An 18,003-nucleotide genomic window follows, 5' to 3' on the forward strand; every position below is an offset into this window, starting at 1 on the left:
GCGTAATTATTTTTTGTTTTTTGTTAAAAGACGTAATTTGGGCTATTCAATTGTAAAACACTTTATTTTCATCCTTCACGTCTTCTTCAAAGAGGGTTGAAAAATTTTTAAGTTCCATGAAACTTAAATCCCTCAATTTTTTATTCTTTTTAATACAATAGGACACCATTTTCCCTACCACCTCGTGGGCATGTCGAAAGGGCATCCCCTTTTTTACCAGGTATTCCGCATAATAGGTGGCATCTATAAAGCTATCTTCTACCGCTTTTTTCATGTTTTCCTTTTTTATTTTCATAGTTTCTAAAAGCCCTGGAAGTACCGCAAGGCAGGATATTACGGTATTTGCCGTATCAAAAAGGGGCTCCTTGTCTTCTTGCATATCCCTATTGTAAGAAAGAGGAAGGCCCTTCATTATGGTCAAAATTGAAATTAAATTGCCAAAAACCCGCCCCGTTTTCCCTCTAATGAGCTCCAATACATCGGGATTTTTCTTTTGGGGCATAATACTGCTTCCAGTAGAAAAGGCATCATCCAATTCTATAAAATCAAATTCCGAAGTGCTCCAAAGTATTAAATCCTCAGCCATTCTTGAAAGGTGTACCATTAATATAGCAGAAGCTGATATAAATTCTATAACAAAATCCCTATCACTTACCGCATCCAATGTGTTTTCATAAACCTTTGAAAAATCAAGCTGTTCCTTTACATACTCTCTGTCTATAGGAAGGGTAGTCCCGGCTAAGGCACAGGCGCCAAGGGGCATTATATCTGCATTTTCTTTTGCTTTTACGAACCTTTTTTTATCCCTTTTCAGCATGTAGTAGTAAGCCTTAAAATACTCCGAAAGGTAAATAGGCTGTGCCCTTTGAAGATGAGTGTAGCCCGGGAGTACGGTATTTTGGTGTTTTAAGGATAATTCCCATAAGGTGTTCATTAGCAAATCTATATTTTTTATTACCTCTTCTATCTTTTCTTTAACAAAAAGGTGCATATCAAGGGCTACTTGATCATTCCTGCTCCGCGCTGTATGAAGTTTTCCGGCAACTGCCCCCACTTTCTCAAAAAGCCGTTTTTCAATATGCATGTGTATGTCTTCCAATTCATAAGTAAATTCAAACTCATCCCTTTCAATTTCCATTTTTATTTCCAAGAGCCCTTTTATAATTTGAGCCGCCTCTTCCTTAGATATTATTCCGGTTTTTGCAAGCATGCGTGCATGAGCCATGCTGCCCAATATGTCTTGCTTATACAGATTTTTATCAAAATCAATAGAAGCCGTAAACTTTTCTACAAGGGAGTCCGTATCCTTTTCAAACCTTCCTCCCCAAAGTTTTTTATTCATAAAAATCACCTCAAGTAATCTATGCCTTTTTATTTACCTCGGCAAAAACCTTCGTAGGCAGCCCGAAAAGTTTTATAAAACCTACCGCAGCAGTATGGTCAAACAAATCTCCTTCGGCATAAGTCGCCAAATTAATATCATACATGGAATTGGCTGATTTTCTGCCTACAACAATTGCATTGCCTTTGTGAATTTTTACCTTAACAGCCCCGTTTACAAATTTTTGAGTTTCTTCAACAAAAGCATCCAAAGCCTTTTTCAACGGAGAAAACCAAAGTCCGTTGTAAATAAGCTCCGCGTATTTTTGTTCTATTATATATTTAAAGTGCAGTAGTTCCCGAGGCAGTGTAAGGTTTTCTAACTCTTTATGTGCTTTTATTAAAAGCAGTGATGCCGGACATTCGTAAACCTCTCTCGATTTTATACCGACAAGGCGGTTTTCTATGTGGTCTATTCTCCCAAAACCATTGGAACCGGCGATTTTATTAAGCTCCTCTACCAATTTCACGGGAGGCATCTCTTTCCCATTTAAAGCAGTTGGTTCACCCTTTTCAAAGACTATTTCCACATATGTAGGTTCATCCGGAGCATTTTTAATAGAAACAGTCCATTCAAAAGCTTCTTCTGGCGGTTCCACCCATGGATCCTCCAGAACTCCGCATTCTATACTCCTTCCCCAAAGGTTCTGATCTATGCTGAAGGGATTTTCTTTACCAACAGGAACTGGAATACCGTTTTTTGCAGCATAGTCTATTTCTTCCTCCCTTGACATACCCCATTCCCTAACGGGAGCTATCACCTTTAAGTCGGGAGCCAGTGCAGATACTGAAACGTCAAACCTGACCTGGTCATTTCCCTTCCCCGTACAGCCATGTGCTACGGCAAAGGCCTCCTCCTTTTTGGCCACTTCCACCAAAAGTTTAGCGATAAGGGGTCTCGAAAGAGCAGTACTTAAAGGATAAACCCCTTCGTAAAGGGCATTGGCTTTAAGGGCAGCAAAAGCGTAATTTTTTACAAATTCTTCTTTTGCATCGAAAACATAGCTTTTGACAGCACCTATTTTTAATGCTTTGTTTTTAATAAACTCCAAATCCTTTCCCTCTCCCAAATCTGCGCAGAGGGCTACAACTTCACAGTCGTATTTTTCCTTTAGCCATTTTATAGCAACGGAGGTATCAAGTCCTCCCGAATAGGCAAGAACTACCTTTTTCATTGAATTTTCCCCCTTACTTTTTTATTAATGTTTCTTTAATCCCCCATAATAGAAATTAATATGGCTTTCTGCACATGAAGACGATTTTCCGCCTGATCAAATACAACAGAATATGGGCCATCTATAACCTCATCCGTAATCTCCTCGCCCCTATGAGCTGGCAAGCAGTGCATAACTATGACATCTTTTTTTGCCATTTTCAATAATTTTTCGTTAACCTGATAACCGTAAAAAGCCTTCTTTCTTTCCTCAGCCTCACTTTCCTGCCCCATGCTGGTCCACACATCGGTGTAGATGACATCGGCATCCTCAGCAGCTTCTTTCACATCCTCTGTTACAATGATTTTCGAATTATTTAAAATAGAATCCCTCAAGGCAATATTTACAATCTCTTTTTTGGGTTGATAACCCTTAGGTGAAGCAACTGTAATATCCATACCCACCTTCGCACATCCGAATATTAGGGAAGTTGCCATATTGTTGTTTCCATCCCCAATAAACGCGAGTTTTAAGCCATTAAGCCTTTTCTTTTTTTCATAGATAGTAAAAAGATCCGCCAATGCCTGACAGGGATGCTCAAAATCCGTAAGGCCATTTATTACAGGGACATCCGCGTACTCTGCCAATTTTTTTACATCCTCATGGAAATAAGCCCTTATAACTATTCCATCCACATACCTTGAAAGTACCCTCGCTGTGTCTTCAATGGTTTCTCCACGCCCGAGCTGAAGGTCGTTTTTATTTAAAAAAAGCCCATAACCACCTAACTGCCAGATAGCAACTTCAAAGGAGACTCTCGTCCTTGTAGAATTTTTCTCAAAAATCATCCCCAGCGTTTTACCCTTCAACGGTTGGTAGTTTAAATCAGTTCCTCTTTTTTTAACTGATTCTGTAAGTGCTAAAATATCCAGTATTTCGTCTTTGCTTAATTCACTAAGGCCTAAAAGATCCTTGCCCTTAATCCCCGATACAGGTTTTTCTTTGTATATATTAATACCCATTGAATCACCCCCGATTTATTATTTATAATTATAAATATTTTTGTATATTTATGCAATAGCTTTTAAAAAAAATTTTTAAATAAAAAGAAACTGCCTTAGGTAATATTTTATAATGAACCTAAGGCAGTTAATAATATATGTCTTCTTAATTTTTTATTTTTGCTTTTAATATTTATTTTAGATTCTACTTTATTTTAGATTCTACTTATCCTCTATTACCTTTATCAAATCTGCGACTTTTTCCAACTTAAATTGAAGCAGCATCTCTTTTTTTATTACTGCCTGTAAAACATCTACAACACTTTCTTGTATTTTTATAATTTCCTCTGTATCACTTGCTATCTCTACTACTTTTTGTATCTTTTCTCCTTCTGCATTCAAAATATGTGCGAGAGCTGCTTCTTCTAATGCAATAGACTGTATTACATCAGAAAGGCTATCTTTTATATCCTTTGTGGTTATTGTAGGCATCGTCATATATAATTCACTCCTCCTATAGTCTTTCTCTTTATTTTTTCTATTACATAATATGATTTTTTATAAAATTGGTTCACATTACCTAAAAATTCATTAAGATTTCCAGTAAAAATAAAAACTATTATTGACAAATCATCTCATTGATATTACAATAAAAATCATCACGAATTGAATATATGCCTCTTATCAAGAGAAGGCTGAGGGACTGGCCCTATGACGCCCGGCAACCGGTAGCAGGAAGACTGCTACAGCGGTGCTAATTCCAGCAGAACGTTTTTACGTTCTGGCAGATAAGAGGGTTCGTAAGAAACCTCTTCGCTGTCAGAAGAGGTTTTTTTATTTTATTCTTTCGGGGAAGGAGGTGAAGAAAATGATAAAAATCACTAATTTAACAAAAATCTACAATTCTAATATGGGCAGAATTGTTGCTTTAGACAATATAAACCTTCACATAAAAAAAGGAGACATTTTTGGAATAATAGGACTAAGCGGCGCAGGAAAAACAACTTTATTAAGATGCGTGAATTTACTTGAAAAACCTACAAAAGGGGCAATAGAAATTGACGGAATTGACATTACAAAAATTTCACCTAAACAATTGAAGGAAATCCGTAGAAAGATTGGAATGATATTTCAGCACTTCAACCTGCTTTCTCATAGAACTGTATATGGGAATGTGGCTTTCCCATTAGAAATTGCAGGAGTTGATAAAAATAAAATAAAGGAAAAAGTAATAAACCTTTTAGAACTTGTCGGACTTTCAGATAAAATTAATTGCTATCCTTCTGAACTCTCCGGAGGTCAAAAGCAAAGAGTAGGTATTGCAAGAGCCCTTGCAAATGACCCGAAGGTTTTATTATGTGATGAGCCCACATCTGCCCTTGATCCTAAAACAACGATTTCAATACTTGATCTTTTAAAAGACATAAACAATAAATTCGGTATAACAATTGTATTGATATCCCACGACCTTAATGTTGTAAAAAAGATTTGCAGCAACGTTGCGGTTATAGAAAATGGCAGGATTATTGAGCAGGGATCTATATTTGAGATTTTTAACAATTCAAAATCAGATATTGTCAAAAACTTTATACAAAATGTAAGCAAATCAGAATTTTTCGAGGTGGTCAATATTGGCTGAAACCATAAATCTCCTTTTAAGTTCAACCCTCGAAACTTTATACATGGTATTCGCATCTGTTTTTATCGCATCTATTTTGGGTATACCTTTGGGAGTGCTCTTAATGGTTACTGATAAAGGGCAAATACTCCAAAATGAGATATTGAATAAAATTCTTAGCTCTATTGTAAACATTTTCCGTTCTATACCCTTTGTAATCCTATTAATAATTTTAATACCCTTTACCAGATTTTTGGTAGGAAAATCCATAGGCACAACAGCAGCAATAGTTCCCCTTTCAATTGCGGCTATACCTTTTCTCGGAAGGTTGGTAGAAACAGCTTTAAGGGAAGTTAATTCAGGAGTTATTGAAGCTGCCCAAGCTATGGGGGCTTCTTATATGCAAATCATATTAAAAGTATTAATACCCGAAGCCCTTCCTTCTATAATTTCAGGCATTACTATCACAGCCATTAATTTAATCGGATACTCAGCCATGGCAGGAGTAATAGGAGGTGGTGGGTTAGGAGACTTAGCTGTAAGATATGGATATCAGCGTTTCATGTTAGACATTATGCTTTACACAGTTGCCATTTTAGTTTTAATGGTACAACTTATTCAAATGATAGGCGATAGGATTGTTAAACAGATTTCAAAATATAGATAAAAAAACAAAGTTTAAAGGAGGAAAAAAGAATGAGGAAAATTTTGGCTGCTATATTATTATTAAGTTTAATAATAATTTCTCTTGCTGGATGTGCTTCTAAAGCCGATAAAAATTCACAATCCGTTAGCAGTCCTCAAGGAGAAAATCTTAAAATCATAAAAGTTGGTGCTTCACCCATTCCCCACGCAGAAATTTTAAATGTAGTAAAACCCATACTAGAAAAACAAGGAATAAAACTCGAAATTATAGAATTCACCGATTACGTACAGCCAAATATTAAACTCGCTGAAAAAGAGCTTGATGCCAACTATTTTCAGCATATACCTTATCTCGAAGACTTCTGCAAAAAACACAATCTAAACTTAACTTATATTGCTAAAGTCCATATTGAGCCCATGGGAATATATTCGTCAAAAATAAAGGATTTAAAAGAGCTTAAAAACGGAGCAGAAATTGCCATACCGAATGATGCCACAAACGGTGGAAGGGCTCTTTTACTCCTTCAATCGGCAGGGATTATAAAATTGAAGGATAGCGCTGGTATTACTGCAACAAAAAATGATATTATAGAGAATCCAAAAAACATAAAAATTACCGAACTTGAAGCGGCAACCCTACCGCGCGTCTTAAACGACGTGGATGCAGCGGTGATAAACACGAATTACGCTTTAGAGGCAAAATTAAATCCTAAAAAAGATGCCCTTTATATAGAATCAGCGGATTCTCCCTATGTAAATATTTTAGCAGTAAGAAAAGGGGACGAAGCAAGGCCCGAACTTAAAAAGCTCGCCGAAGCTTTAAATTCCCCTGAAGTTAAAAAGTTTATCGAAGAAAAATATAATGGTGCAGTGGTTCCTGCCTTTTAAAAGAGGTGATTTATTTGGCAAAACTAAAAATCGGCGTTATAGGTGGAACTCCTATAGATACAAAAATGGGAGTTGACTTTATTAAAAAAAACGGATTTGAAGCATTTGGCCTGCCCGCTGCTTCAAATCCGGAAGAACAAAATTATTTACAATACATGAATCCGCAGGTTTTAAATGAAAAGATAATAAGCTTCATCCAAAAATTTAATAAAAACGATATAAACAAGGTTATGATATACTGTAATTCCCTTTCATCTGCTATTGATTTAAATAATATAAAAAAAATATTTCCCGGTACCTTAATAATAACACCCCATGATGTATACCGCAAGTTAGCAAAAGAATTCAAATCTCTTATGATTTGGGCAGCAAACGGTCAAAGCCTTCACAACATAGAAAAAATATTTTATGAACACAATCCAAATATAAAATTGATTGGAATTTCTTTACTACCTGTAATTATCTCAATCGAAAAAGGTATAATAGCTGAAAATATTTTTGAGGAATATAAATTGCAGAACTTTGTAAACCAAATCGACTATATTGAAGGTATACTATTCGGCTGTACACACCTGCCCTATTTAAAAGATTTACTTGTTAAAAGTTGTAACCTGCCCATAATTGACCCTGCGGACGAAATGTTAAATTTACTAATTTAAGAAAAAGGCTTTCGGGCTAAATCCCGAAAGCCTTTTTCTTAACAATTGCTTTTCTCCTTATTAAGGTACTTTGCAATTATATCCATTGCACAAAACTTACCGCACATTGTACAAGTCTTAACATCTGAGGTATTCCTTTCTTCTCTATATTTTTTTGCTTTTTCAGGATCTATGGAAAGCTTTATTTGAGCCTCCCAATCAAGGTTTTTTCGAGCTTTCGCCATTTTCAAATCCCGCTCCCATGCACCCGGAATGCCTTTCACTATATCGGCCGCATGTGCCGCAATTTTAGATGCAATAACCCCAATCCTTACATCTTCCTCATCAGGAAGTCCTAAATGCTCCGCTGGAGTCACATAACACAGAAAATCCGCGCCATAAGAAGCAGCTAATGCTCCACCAATTGCAGCAGCGATGTGGTCATAACCGGCTGCAATATCGGTCACAAGAGGCCCCAATACATAAAAGGGTGCTTCATGGCACAGCCTCTTTTGAAGTTTAATATTAGCCTCAATCTGGTCCATAGGCACATGGCCCGGGCCTTCCACCATTACCTGCACCCCTTGTTTTACAGCTTCTTGCACCAGTTCTCCCAATATCAAAAGTTCCTGAATCTGTGCCCTATCCGTAGCATCAGCAAGACATCCTGGCCTTAAGCCATCACCCAAACTTAAAGTTACATCATATTTTCTGGCAATCTCAAGCAGCCTGTCAAAGTGCTCATAAAGGGGATTTTGCTTTTCATTTTTAAGCATCCAACCTGTAATAAAAGCCCCGCCCCTGCTTACTATGTCTGTTACCCTGCCCTCCCTGCGAAGTCTTTCCACCGCCTCCAAGGTAAGGCCGCAGTGGACGGTCATAAAATCCACACCCTCTTCGGCCTGCTGTTCTATAACCTCAAAAAGTTCCTCTTCTGTGAAGTCTATAACACTGCCGTTTTTATTTTGCGCCATAACCCCCACTTCATAAATTGGCACCGTCCCAACAGGGACATCGACTTCTGTAAGAATTCCCTTTCGTACAGCCCTGATATCCCCTCCAGTAGAAAGGTCCATTATCGCGTCAGCTCCAGCTTTTATTGCAACCTTTGCTTTTGCTAATTCGGATTCTAAATAAGGGTATTTATCGGATGTGCCGATATTAGCATTAACCTTTGTCGAAAGCCCTTTTCCTATGCCGCAAGGCTTTAATCCCTTGTGATTCGGATTAAAAGGAATTACTATCTTACCTTCTGCCACTCTCTCTCTTACCAATTCAGGACTTATTCCTTCTTTTTCCGCTACCTCCTTCATTGCTTCGGTTATAATACCCTTTTTGGCCGCTTCTAACTGGGTCATCTTTTCCCCTCCAATATTTTAAAATAATTAACCCATGTTTCTTTTTATTATATCTTTTAAAAACCTTACATTTTCAGAAATATCTCCTTTTAAAATAGCCGAAATGCAGCAGACACCTTTTATGTTGTATTTCAGAACTTCCTGAATATTTTCCTTAGTAATTCCACCTATCGCCAAAACGGGAATAGGTATTTTTTCTGTAATTTCCTTCAAGGTTTGCAAGCCAACGTATTTTGCGTCTTTTTTTGACGGTGTAGGAAATATTGCACCCACACCTATATAATCTGCCCCGCATTTATATGCCTCTTCAGCCTCTTTTAGACTTGATGCAGAAACACCTATTATTTTTTTATAACCGATTACTTCTCTCACAACTTTTGCAGGTAACTCCTCCTGTCCTAAATGCACACCATCAGCATCAACAGCAATTGCTATATCCACTCTATCGTTTATTATCAAAGGCACTCCGTATTTCTTCGTAACTTCCCTTAACTTTAGTCCCATCTCATAAAACTCCCTATCGGAGATATTTTTTTCTCTGAGCTGTACAACGGTAACCCCTGCCTTTATTGCTTCCTCTACTGCATCAAAAAGGCTTCTGTCTTTTAGATAAGTTCTGTCGGTTATGAGGTATAAAGAATAATCTATATTATTCATACCAAAACCCACCTCGATTGAAATTAATTATTAAACTTAATGCAAAAATGGTTTACAGGCCCCCATCCCCTTCCGATATTTTCCGAAGTTTCTATTGCGCGGGTAATATAAAGTTTCGCATACCTTACTGCTTTTACAATATCAAAACCTTTTGCTAAATTGGCACAAATTGCAGCCGAAAAAGTACAACCGGTACCGTGTGTATTCTTTGAATTAATTTTTTCTTCCTCAAAAAATACAAAATTATCGTCTCCCAAGTACAAAACATCAGTAGCTTTATGCCCCTCTAAATGCCCTCCTTTTATTAGAACTGCTCTGCACCCTAATTTAGCAATGTCTTCGGCTGCTTTTTTCATATCCTCTATATTCTTTATTTCTCTTCCGGAAATAACCTCCGCCTCTTCCCTATTGGGAGTAATAATCATAGCCTTAGGTACAAGCTTTTCAATCAAAGTTTTTATGGCATCTTTTTCCAAAAGCTTATGCCCGGATTTTGAAATCATTACGGGGTCCAAAACTATTTTCTCCGGTTTGTATTCTTCGAGGCCTTCAGAAATTGCTTCGATAATTTCTTTTGTCGCAACCATACCAATTTTCACTGCATCGGGAAATAAGTCTTCAAAAACCGCTTTCATTTGAAGATAAACCATTTCCTCCGATATATTCTGTACACCCAAAACGGATAAAGTATTTTGAGCTGTAACGGAAGTTATTACTGACATCCCGTAAACCCCATGACTAAAAAATGTCTTTAAGTCCGCCTGAATTCCTGCTCCTCCACCCGAATCAGACCCTGCAATAGTTAAAGCAAGTTTCATTTTTTGCACCTCTTTTTACTTTTCATGGGTATTTAAATAATCCGAAATCAATTTTGCCGCTTTCTTACCCGATAAAAGCATTCCTCCGAAAATTGGCCCCATTCTGTGTCCGCCGTAAACATTATTTGCAGCCATCCCCGCAACAAAAAGGCCCGGTGCTATCATTTTCGTATTGTTAATTACATCTTCTTCCCCTTTTTCTGCATTCATGAAAAATTCGTTTACCATATCGACTTTAGTTCTTTTATTATAAAGATTTACCAGAACTGCATCATGCCCTGTGGCATCCAAAACCGCTTTTGAAACAAGCACCATAGGATCTACATGAAGTTTTTGAAGTTCTATTGCTGAATTATTAACTACAACTCCTGAAATTTTTTCGTCAATATAATATAAATCTACTACTGAAATTAAATTAAAGAATTTAATATTGCCGAAAGAGGTTGCTTTTGCAATTAGATTGCTGGCAAAACTTATTGAAGATACTATTAACGCATTTTCCTCTTCCTTATACGGTATTTCTAACTCTTTTAATATTTCTTCAACATCTTTTTGCAAAATCACCCTGTTAAAGCTCATTGCCCCTCCCCATATACCTCCACCGGGCGAAAGTTTTTTATCCAAAACAGTTACCTTAAATCCACTTTTTGCAAGCAAAATAGCACAATAAAGACCTGATGGCCCAGCACCTGCAATAATTACATCCGATGAAACGGCATCATAAAGGTCCTCAAAATAACTTTTGAGAATCAATCTGCTAATTTTTTCATCTGAAACAGGATTTGTAATATTTTTCATCATAAAAGCCATCTCCTTTTCTTTAAATTTTTTTTAATTTTTTAAAATAAAAGTGCCTACCCGATAGGTAGGCACAAATCTTTCAATTTTGTGCTTCCCTACGCGGGCATTACCCCGGTCAGGTTCTAAGGGTCGAAGCTTTAAAAGCCTCCTCTCAGCCTTTCGGCTCCCCCAGCACACAGCAATTTAATATTTAGTTTTCATTGGGCTTTATGAAAATTATAACTCAGTTTTTTATAAAAATCTACTATTTCCAGTAAGATTTTTTCGTAAGTTTTTACTAATTTAGATGTTTAAGATTATATCCCTAATTATATCTCCCATCTCCTGGGTAGTTACAACCTTTTTTGCCCCATCTTTCATGTCATAGGTCCTATAACCCTTTTTAAGCGCTTCTTCCACTGCAGTCCTTATACAATACGCAGCTTCCCTTTCATCAAAGGAATATTCGAGCATCATGGCTGCGGATAAAATGCATGCCAAGGGGTTTGCAATGCCCTTACCCGCTATATCCGGTGCAGAACCGTGGCAGGGCTCGTAAAGGAAGGGCTTTTTATCCCCCAAGCTTGCGGAAGGGAGCATACCTATGGAGCCCGTTAAAACCGCCGATTCATCGCTTAAAATATCTCCAAAGGTATTTTCGGTTAATATAACGTCAAATTGTCCGGGATTTACTACAAGCTGCATGGCACAGTTGTCCACATACATATGTGAAAGTTCCACATCGGGATACTCTTTGCCTACCTCTTCAACCACTTCCCTCCATAGTCTTGATGTTTCAAGGACATTGGCCTTATCTACGGAAGTAACCTTTTTTCTTCGCTTTCGAGCTGCCTCAAAGGCAACGCGGGCAACCCTTCTTATCTCATCACTTGTATAAACCATAGTGTCAAAAGCCCTTACGGTTTGCCCTATATTTTCCCTCCCTCGAGGCGTTCCAAAATAAAGCCCTCCCGTTAATTCCCGGACAATAAGCAAATCCAAATTGCCGTTTATTATGCTATTTTTCAATGGTGAAGAATCTGCAATTGAAGGATAAAATATAGCAGGCCTTAGGTTGGCAAAAAGCCCTAATTCCTTTCTCAATTTAAGTATAGCCTGTTCTGGTCGAAGTTCCCTTTTTAAATTATCCCATTTTGGCCCACCTACGGCTCCAAAGAGCACCGCATCGGAATTTCTTACAAGGTTAAGGGTTTCATCAGAGAGAGGAACTCCAAAAATTTCTATTGATGCTCCTCCAACAAATCCTTGTTTGAAATTGAACTCAATATCGAACTTTTCCCCTATTGCAATAAGAATTTTTTTTGCTTCCTCCATAACCTCAGGGCCAATTCCGTCTCCCGGAAGAAGGGCTATATTATACATCTTTTTGCCCTCCTCTTGCAAAATTCAGTAGGCCTCCAGCTTTGATAATTTTATCGATAAATTCAGGGAAGGGCTTAGCTTTGAAAACCTCTCCGGATGTAATATTTTTTATTAATCCCGTTTCGGTATCTATTATAAGCTCATCTCCCCCTTTTATGCCATCTACCGCCTCGCAGGATTCCATAATAGGAAGGCCTATATTTATAGCATTCCTGTAAAAAATCCTTGCAAAGGACTTAGCAATAACACAGCTTATACCTGCTTCTTTTATAGCAATAGGTGCATGTTCCCTCGAGCTTCCGCACCCAAAATTTTTGCCTGCTACAATTATATCCCCGGCTTGAATTTTTTTAGAAAATCCCGGAAATACATCTTCCATACAGTGTTCTGCAAGCTCTTTGGCATCTGTTGTATTCAAAAACCTTGCAGGAATAATGACATCAGTATCGATATTATCAGGAAAAACCCATGCCCTTCCTTTATATATCATTTTTTACCACCTCCTCGGGATGAGCTATTCTTCCTTTTACTGCAGAAGCCGCAGCTACAGCTGGGTTTGCAAGATATACTTCGCTTTCTGGATGTCCCATACGCCCAATAAAGTTCCTATTTGTTGTAGCAATTGCTCTTTCACCCTTTGCTAATATACCCATATGTCCTCCTAAACACGGCCCGCAGGTAGGAGTGCTTACCGCAGCCCCTGCCTCTACAAAAATCTCCATTAATCCTTCCTTTATCATCTGAAGGTAAACTTCTTGGGTAGCAGGGATTACAATCATCCTGACATATGGATGCACCTTATTGCCCTTCATTACCTTAGCAGCCATCCTCATATCCTCTATCCGCCCGTTGGTGCAAGAACCTATAACCACCTGATCAATTGCAATTTCTCCTATTTCCGAAATGTTAACGGAGTTTTCCGGAAGGTGAGGCAGGGCAACCTGAGGTTCCATCCTTGAAACATCGTATTCTCTTGTTTCGCAGTATTTTGCATCCTCATCGCTTTTTATAACCTTATAGGGCTTTTGTGCCCTCCCCCTTACATACTCCAAAGTAACCTCATCCGCTTCCATAATTCCGTTTTTTGCCCCAGCTTCTATTGCCATGTTTGTTATAGTCAGTCTTTCATCTACAGTAAGGTATTTTAAGGCATCTCCTGTAAATTCCATAGCTTTATACAATGCTCCATCAACACCTATATCTTTGATAGTATAAAGTATTAAATCCTTGCCGGTTACCCAGGGTGCCGGTTTTCCTCTATAAATAAACTTCATACTTTCCGGAACCTTAAACCAGCATTTTCCTGTAATCATGGCAAAGGCTATATCGGTGCTCCCAACACCTGTGGAAAATGCACCTAAGGCTCCGTAGGTGCAGGTATGTGAATCCGCCCCTATGACAAGATCCCCGGGCCCTACCAACCCCTTTTCGGGAAGCAAAGCGTGTTCTATGCCCATCCTGCCCACTTCGTAATAATGTATAATTTCCTGCTCCCGTGCAAACTCCCTTAAAGCCTTGGAAAGCTCTGCAGATTTTATGTCCTTATTGGGAGTAAAGTGGTCTGGAATAAGAGCAATTTTCCCTTTATCAAATACCTTCTTTCCCCCTGCCTTTTTAAACTCCTGTATAGCAACAGGTCCCGTAATGTCATTAGCAAGCACCAGGTCAACATCAGCCATAATCAATTCTCCGGCTTCTACAAAATCCTTACCCGCATGCTCTGCCAATATTTTCTGGGTTATGGTCATACCCATTTTATAATTCCTCCTTTTAAATATCAAACATAGCTTCAAAGATTTAAAAGTAATTTACAATACCTCGTTTTCAATAGATTTATTTCCGTTGTTATTGTAAAGGGTTTTGTTAAGAGCATCCGTATAAGCCCTTGCACTGGCCTCTATGATATCGGTACTTAAGCCCCTTCCTGTAAAAATTTTGCCGTCCTTTTCTATCCTTACAACAACCTCACCAATTGCATCCTTGCCCGCCGATACCGATTTTATGGAATAGTCTATCAACCGGCAATTGATATTGCACGCCCTCTCTAAAGCCTTGTATGTGGCATCTACGGGGCCGTTCCCTGTTGCTGCCTCTTCCACGCTCTTCCCGTGGATTTTTACCCTTACCGTTGAGGTTGCTATGGCTTTGTTGCCACTTGATGTTTGGAAATATTCCAGCTCTATTAATTGAGGTATTTTTGTAACCTGCTCTTCTACAATTGCCTCGATATCGCTGTCTGTAATCTCTTTTTTCTTATCCGCCAAATCTTTAAATCTTTCAAAAGCCTTGTTTATATCCTCTTCGGGGAGCTCATAACCCAGCTCCTTCAACCTCTGTGCAAAAGCATGGCGTCCTGAAAGTTTCCCAAGTACTATCCTGTTAGAAGTGAGGCCTATAGACTCGGGTGTCATTATTTCATAGGTAGATTTTTCAGAAAGCACTCCGTGCTGGTGTATCCCAGAAGCATGGGCAAAAGCATTCGCTCCTACTATGGCTTTGTTGGGCTGGACGTATATTCCCGTCAAGGTGCTTACAACTTTGCTGGTCCTGTAAATTTGCTTTGTATCTATATTCACACCAACATTGTATACATCCTTCCTGGTCACAAGGGCCATAACCAATTCTTCTAAAGCTGCGTTTCCCGCTCTTTCCCCTAAACCATTAATCGTACACTCCACCTGAGTAGCACCGCTTGCAACCGCTGCAAGAGAGTTAGCCACAGCCATTCCGAGGTCGTCATGACAGTGGACGCTTATCTTCACCCTATCCATCTCTGGTACTCTTTCTCTTAAAGTCCTAATAAGGTTTGCAAATTCTTCAGGGGTAGTGTAGCCCACCGTATCGGGCACATTTATAACAGTAGCACCTGCCTTAATAGCAGCTGAAAAAAGTTTGCACAGAAATTCCACATCAGACCTTGTCGCATCTTCTGCGGAAAATTCCACATCTTCAAAATACGATTTTGCCCTCTTTACAGCCTCAACCGCAGCTTCAAGCACCTGTTCTGGGCTCATCTTCAGCTTATACTGCATGTGTATGGGAGAAGATGCAATAAAGGTGTGAATACGCGGCCTTTCAGCGTTTTTCAAGGCTTCAGCTGCTCTATCTATGTCTTTATAGTTTGCTCTTGCAAGGCCTGCTATTACCGGGCCTTTTACGTTTTCTGCAATGGTTTTAACAGCATTAAAATCTCCATTAGACGCAATAGGAAAACCCGCCTCAATCACATCAACCTTCAACTTTGCCAGCTGCCTTGCTATTTCCAATTTTTCGTATACATTAAGAGAGACACCAGGAGTCTGCTCCCCATCCCTCAAAGTAGTGTCAAAAATCTCTACTGTTCTCGACATCAGCCATCCCCCCATTGTTTTTTTCTTCATCTTCTACTTTTATGGTTTTAGGCCCTCGGTTCATCGCTATTAAGCCGGTTCTGACGAGTTCTTTTATGCCGAAAGGCCTTATCAGCTCCTCAAAAGCATTTATTTTATCCTTGTCTCCCGTAAGCTCTATAATCATGGACTTTCTGCTTACATCTACTATATTTGCCCTGAAAATCTCAGCTATCTGGATAATCTCAGACCTTGTTTTAGGTTCTGCATCCACCTTAATCAGAACAAGTTCCCTGCTTACTGAATCATCGGAACTTATTTTGCTCACCTTGATAACGTCAACTAACTTATTTAGCTGCTTTTTTACCTGTTCAACTACGTATTCATCTCCATCCACCACTATGGTCATGCGGGATATCTCTGGATTTTCTGTAGTACCTACAGCTAAGCTGTCGATATTAAAACCCCGCCTGCTGAAAAGTCCGGCTACCCTTGATAAAACCCCAGGATGGTTTTCAACTAACACAGATAATATAGTCTTCACTTTTTCATCCTCCAATCATTTTATTAATGGGTGAACCGCTTAATACCATAGGATAAACATTTTCATTAATATCCACAACGCATTCCAAAAGGAAACTACCCTCTTGTGAAAGCATTTGGTTTACGGCATCGGGCAATTCTTCCCTACTTTCTATCCTTTGAGCCTTAATACCGTAACTTTCTGCCAATTTTACAAAATCAGGGACAAATTTGAAATACACCTGATTGTATCTACCGCTGCAGTAAAACTCCTGCAACTGTCTCACCAATCCCAAACCGCCATTATTAAAAAGAACCATTTTTATATCAAGGTTGTTTTCAACTATCGTCGCCATTTCCGCTAAATTCATCTGAAAACTTCCGTCACCTGCAAAGTTAATGACGGTTTTGTCGGGGTTGGCAAACTTTGCCCCAATAGCAGCAGGAAGTCCGTAGCCCATTGTACCAAGCCCTCCGGAGGTTATAAAGCTTCGCGGATAAATAAATTCATAATACTGTGCTACCCACATTTGATGAGAACCCACTTCTGTAGTAATTATTGCATCACCTTGAGTTTTTCGAGATATTTCTTCAATCACTTCCTGAGGGCAGAGTTTACCTCTTTTGTCATAAGAAACCTTCTTTTTTATTTTTTCAATAAACTTATGCCATTCCGAAGACTCCTTATGGTTTACCTTTTTTGATATTTCCGAAAGCACTATTTTTATGTTCCCTACTATTGGAATATCCGCTCTTATATTTTTACCTATCTCAGCAGGATCTATATCAATGTGGATGATTTTTGCCTTTGGAGCAAACCCCGATACTTTACCGGTCGTTCTATCGCTGAACCTTACTCCTGCCGCAATTATCAAGTCGGATTCGGTTATTGCAATATTTGCGCAGGGATTTCCGTGCATGCCGGCCATCCCAAGGGATAAAGGATGATTCTGTGGAAAGCTCCCTATTCCCATAAGCGAAGTTGCAACAGGAATGCCAGCTTTTTCCGCCAACTCTTTTAATTCCTTTTCTGCCCTTGCAGAATTCACTCCACCACCAGCAATTATAACAGGACGCTGAGACCTATTTATTTCTTCGACTGCCCGCTCTATTTGAAGAGGATGGCCGTGAGTTTTTGGTTTATATCCACGAAGGTTAATTTTCCCAGGAAGTTTAAACTCTATCTTCATTTCCGCAACATCCTTAGGGAGGTCTATAAGCACTGGCCCCGGTCTTCCCGTCGAAGCGATATAAAAGGCTTCCTTTACAATCCGCGGAATATCCTCTGCCTTTTTTACAAGATAATTGTGTTTTGTAAAAGGAGCGGTAGCTCCAGTAATGTCCACTTCTTGAAATACATCCCGTCCTATTAGGCTTGTAGGAACCTGTCCCGTAATTGCAACGATAGGAACAGAATCCATATAAGCAGTCGCTATACCGGTCACAAGGTTTGTAGCACCGGGTCCTGAAGTTGCAACACATACCCCCACCTTCCCTGACACCCTTGCATAACCGCTTGCAGCATGGGCAGCAGCCTGTTCGGAGCGGGTCAAAATATGTTTCATTTTTTTTGAATTATAAAGTGAATCGTATACGGGAAGAATTGCTCCACCCGGATATCCAAACATCAGCTCAACGCCTTCCGCTTCAAGTGCCTTTATTAGAGCTTCCGCAGCAGTAATTTTCATACAGGCACCACCTCTTTCTATTTGCTAAAAATATATATAAAAAATAATCCCCCTCGCCCCAAGACATAAAGTCTCAGGGACGAGGGGGAGTTTACCCCGTGGTACCACCCTGATTCGCCCTGCCTCACGGCAAAAGGCCTCAGG

Annotated in this window: 17 protein-coding genes, 1 pseudogene and 2 riboswitches; of the genes and pseudogenes, 4 read left to right on the forward strand and 14 right to left on the reverse strand. The window is 39.1% G+C overall.

From position 1 onward, the window contains the following. Window positions 1-46: 46 nt before the first annotated feature. From argH to ACPLVF_RS00415, 4 genes are all read right to left on the reverse strand, one after another. Entirely contained in the window at window positions 47-1,342 is a 1,296-nt protein-coding gene (argH, locus tag ACPLVF_RS00400; protein WP_424905840.1) for an argininosuccinate lyase, read from the reverse strand. Window positions 1,343-1,361: 19 nt separating this feature from the next. Then, window positions 1,362-2,555 carry an argininosuccinate synthase gene (locus tag ACPLVF_RS00405; protein ID WP_424905841.1) on the reverse strand — a complete coding sequence of 398 codons (1,194 nt, stop codon included), beginning with the start codon at window positions 2,553-2,555 and terminating at the stop codon, window positions 1,362-1,364. 35 nt (window positions 2,556-2,590) lie between these two features. Beyond that, complete coding sequence (gene argF, locus ACPLVF_RS00410; protein WP_424905842.1) at window positions 2,591-3,556, reverse strand: ornithine carbamoyltransferase; 966 nt, start codon at window positions 3,554-3,556, stop codon at window positions 2,591-2,593. Between the two features lie 201 nt (window positions 3,557-3,757). Further along, entirely contained in the window at window positions 3,758-4,033 is a 276-nt protein-coding gene (locus ACPLVF_RS00415) for a hypothetical protein (protein WP_424905843.1), read from the reverse strand. Window positions 4,034-4,213: 180 nt separating this feature from the next. Further along, a riboswitch (SAM riboswitch) is annotated at window positions 4,214-4,330 on the forward strand. A 73-nt stretch (window positions 4,331-4,403) separates the two neighbouring features. Between ACPLVF_RS00415 and ACPLVF_RS00420 the strand changes: the two are divergent. The 4 genes and pseudogenes from ACPLVF_RS00420 to ACPLVF_RS00435 form a co-directional block, all read left to right on the forward strand. After that, window positions 4,404-5,147 (forward strand): annotated as a pseudogene (locus ACPLVF_RS00420) (methionine ABC transporter ATP-binding protein); the annotation flags it as partial. 19 nt (window positions 5,148-5,166) lie between these two features. Next, window positions 5,167-5,820 (forward strand): methionine ABC transporter permease, encoded by a 654-nt coding sequence (locus ACPLVF_RS00425; protein WP_424905844.1) that lies wholly within the window; start codon window positions 5,167-5,169, stop codon window positions 5,818-5,820. Window positions 5,821-5,849: 29 nt separating this feature from the next. After that, on the forward strand, window positions 5,850-6,686 hold the full coding sequence (locus ACPLVF_RS00430; protein WP_424905845.1) for a MetQ/NlpA family ABC transporter substrate-binding protein: 837 nt from the start codon (window positions 5,850-5,852) through the stop codon (window positions 6,684-6,686). A gap of 5 nt (window positions 6,687-6,691) precedes the next feature. Continuing rightward, a complete protein-coding gene (locus ACPLVF_RS00435) occupies window positions 6,692-7,345 on the forward strand; it encodes an Asp/Glu racemase (protein WP_424905846.1) in 654 nt (217 codons plus the stop codon). Window positions 7,346-7,383: 38 nt separating this feature from the next. Here the strand turns inward: ACPLVF_RS00435 and thiC are convergent, their stop codons facing one another. The 10 genes from thiC to ilvB all read right to left on the reverse strand — a co-directional run bounded on the left by thiC (window position 7,384) and on the right by ilvB (window position 17,859). Next, complete coding sequence (gene thiC / locus ACPLVF_RS00440) at window positions 7,384-8,682, reverse strand: phosphomethylpyrimidine synthase ThiC (protein ID WP_424905847.1); 1,299 nt, start codon at window positions 8,680-8,682, stop codon at window positions 7,384-7,386. Between the two features lie 27 nt (window positions 8,683-8,709). Then, window positions 8,710-9,339 carry a thiamine phosphate synthase gene (thiE, locus tag ACPLVF_RS00445; RefSeq protein ID WP_424905848.1) on the reverse strand — a complete coding sequence of 210 codons (630 nt, stop codon included), beginning with the start codon at window positions 9,337-9,339 and terminating at the stop codon, window positions 8,710-8,712. Window positions 9,340-9,362: 23 nt separating this feature from the next. After that, complete coding sequence (thiD, locus tag ACPLVF_RS00450; RefSeq protein ID WP_424905849.1) at window positions 9,363-10,157, reverse strand: bifunctional hydroxymethylpyrimidine kinase/phosphomethylpyrimidine kinase; 795 nt, start codon at window positions 10,155-10,157, stop codon at window positions 9,363-9,365. Window positions 10,158-10,172: 15 nt separating this feature from the next. After that, window positions 10,173-10,958 (reverse strand): sulfide-dependent adenosine diphosphate thiazole synthase, encoded by a 786-nt coding sequence (locus ACPLVF_RS00455; RefSeq protein ID WP_424905850.1) that lies wholly within the window; start codon window positions 10,956-10,958, stop codon window positions 10,173-10,175. 75 nt (window positions 10,959-11,033) lie between these two features. Beyond that, window positions 11,034-11,138: riboswitch (TPP riboswitch) on the reverse strand. Between the two features lie 102 nt (window positions 11,139-11,240). After that, window positions 11,241-12,320, reverse strand: coding sequence for a 3-isopropylmalate dehydrogenase (gene leuB, locus ACPLVF_RS00460; protein ID WP_424905851.1), 1,080 nt, complete (start codon window positions 12,318-12,320; stop codon window positions 11,241-11,243). Further along, entirely contained in the window at window positions 12,313-12,810 is a 498-nt protein-coding gene (gene leuD, locus ACPLVF_RS00465) for a 3-isopropylmalate dehydratase small subunit (protein ID WP_424905852.1), read from the reverse strand. The genes leuB and leuD overlap by 8 nt, the downstream gene beginning before the upstream one ends. After that, window positions 12,800-14,074 (reverse strand): 3-isopropylmalate dehydratase large subunit, encoded by a 1,275-nt coding sequence (gene leuC / locus ACPLVF_RS00470; RefSeq protein ID WP_424905853.1) that lies wholly within the window; start codon window positions 14,072-14,074, stop codon window positions 12,800-12,802. Before leuC ends, leuD begins: the two co-directional genes overlap by 11 nt. Window positions 14,075-14,128: 54 nt before the next feature. Beyond that, entirely contained in the window at window positions 14,129-15,670 is a 1,542-nt protein-coding gene (locus tag ACPLVF_RS00475; protein ID WP_424905854.1) for a 2-isopropylmalate synthase, read from the reverse strand. After that, complete coding sequence (gene ilvN, locus ACPLVF_RS00480; protein WP_424905855.1) at window positions 15,645-16,193, reverse strand: acetolactate synthase small subunit; 549 nt, start codon at window positions 16,191-16,193, stop codon at window positions 15,645-15,647. The genes ACPLVF_RS00475 and ilvN overlap by 26 nt, the downstream gene beginning before the upstream one ends. A 4-nt stretch (window positions 16,194-16,197) precedes the next feature. Next, window positions 16,198-17,859, reverse strand: coding sequence for a biosynthetic-type acetolactate synthase large subunit (gene ilvB, locus ACPLVF_RS00485; RefSeq protein WP_424905856.1), 1,662 nt, complete (start codon window positions 17,857-17,859; stop codon window positions 16,198-16,200). Window positions 17,860-18,003: the final 144 nt, after the last annotated feature.

Source organism: Thermovenabulum sp., assembly GCF_049701175.1.
Taxonomy (GTDB): domain Bacteria; phylum Bacillota; class Thermosediminibacteria; order Thermosediminibacterales; family Thermosediminibacteraceae; genus Thermovenabulum.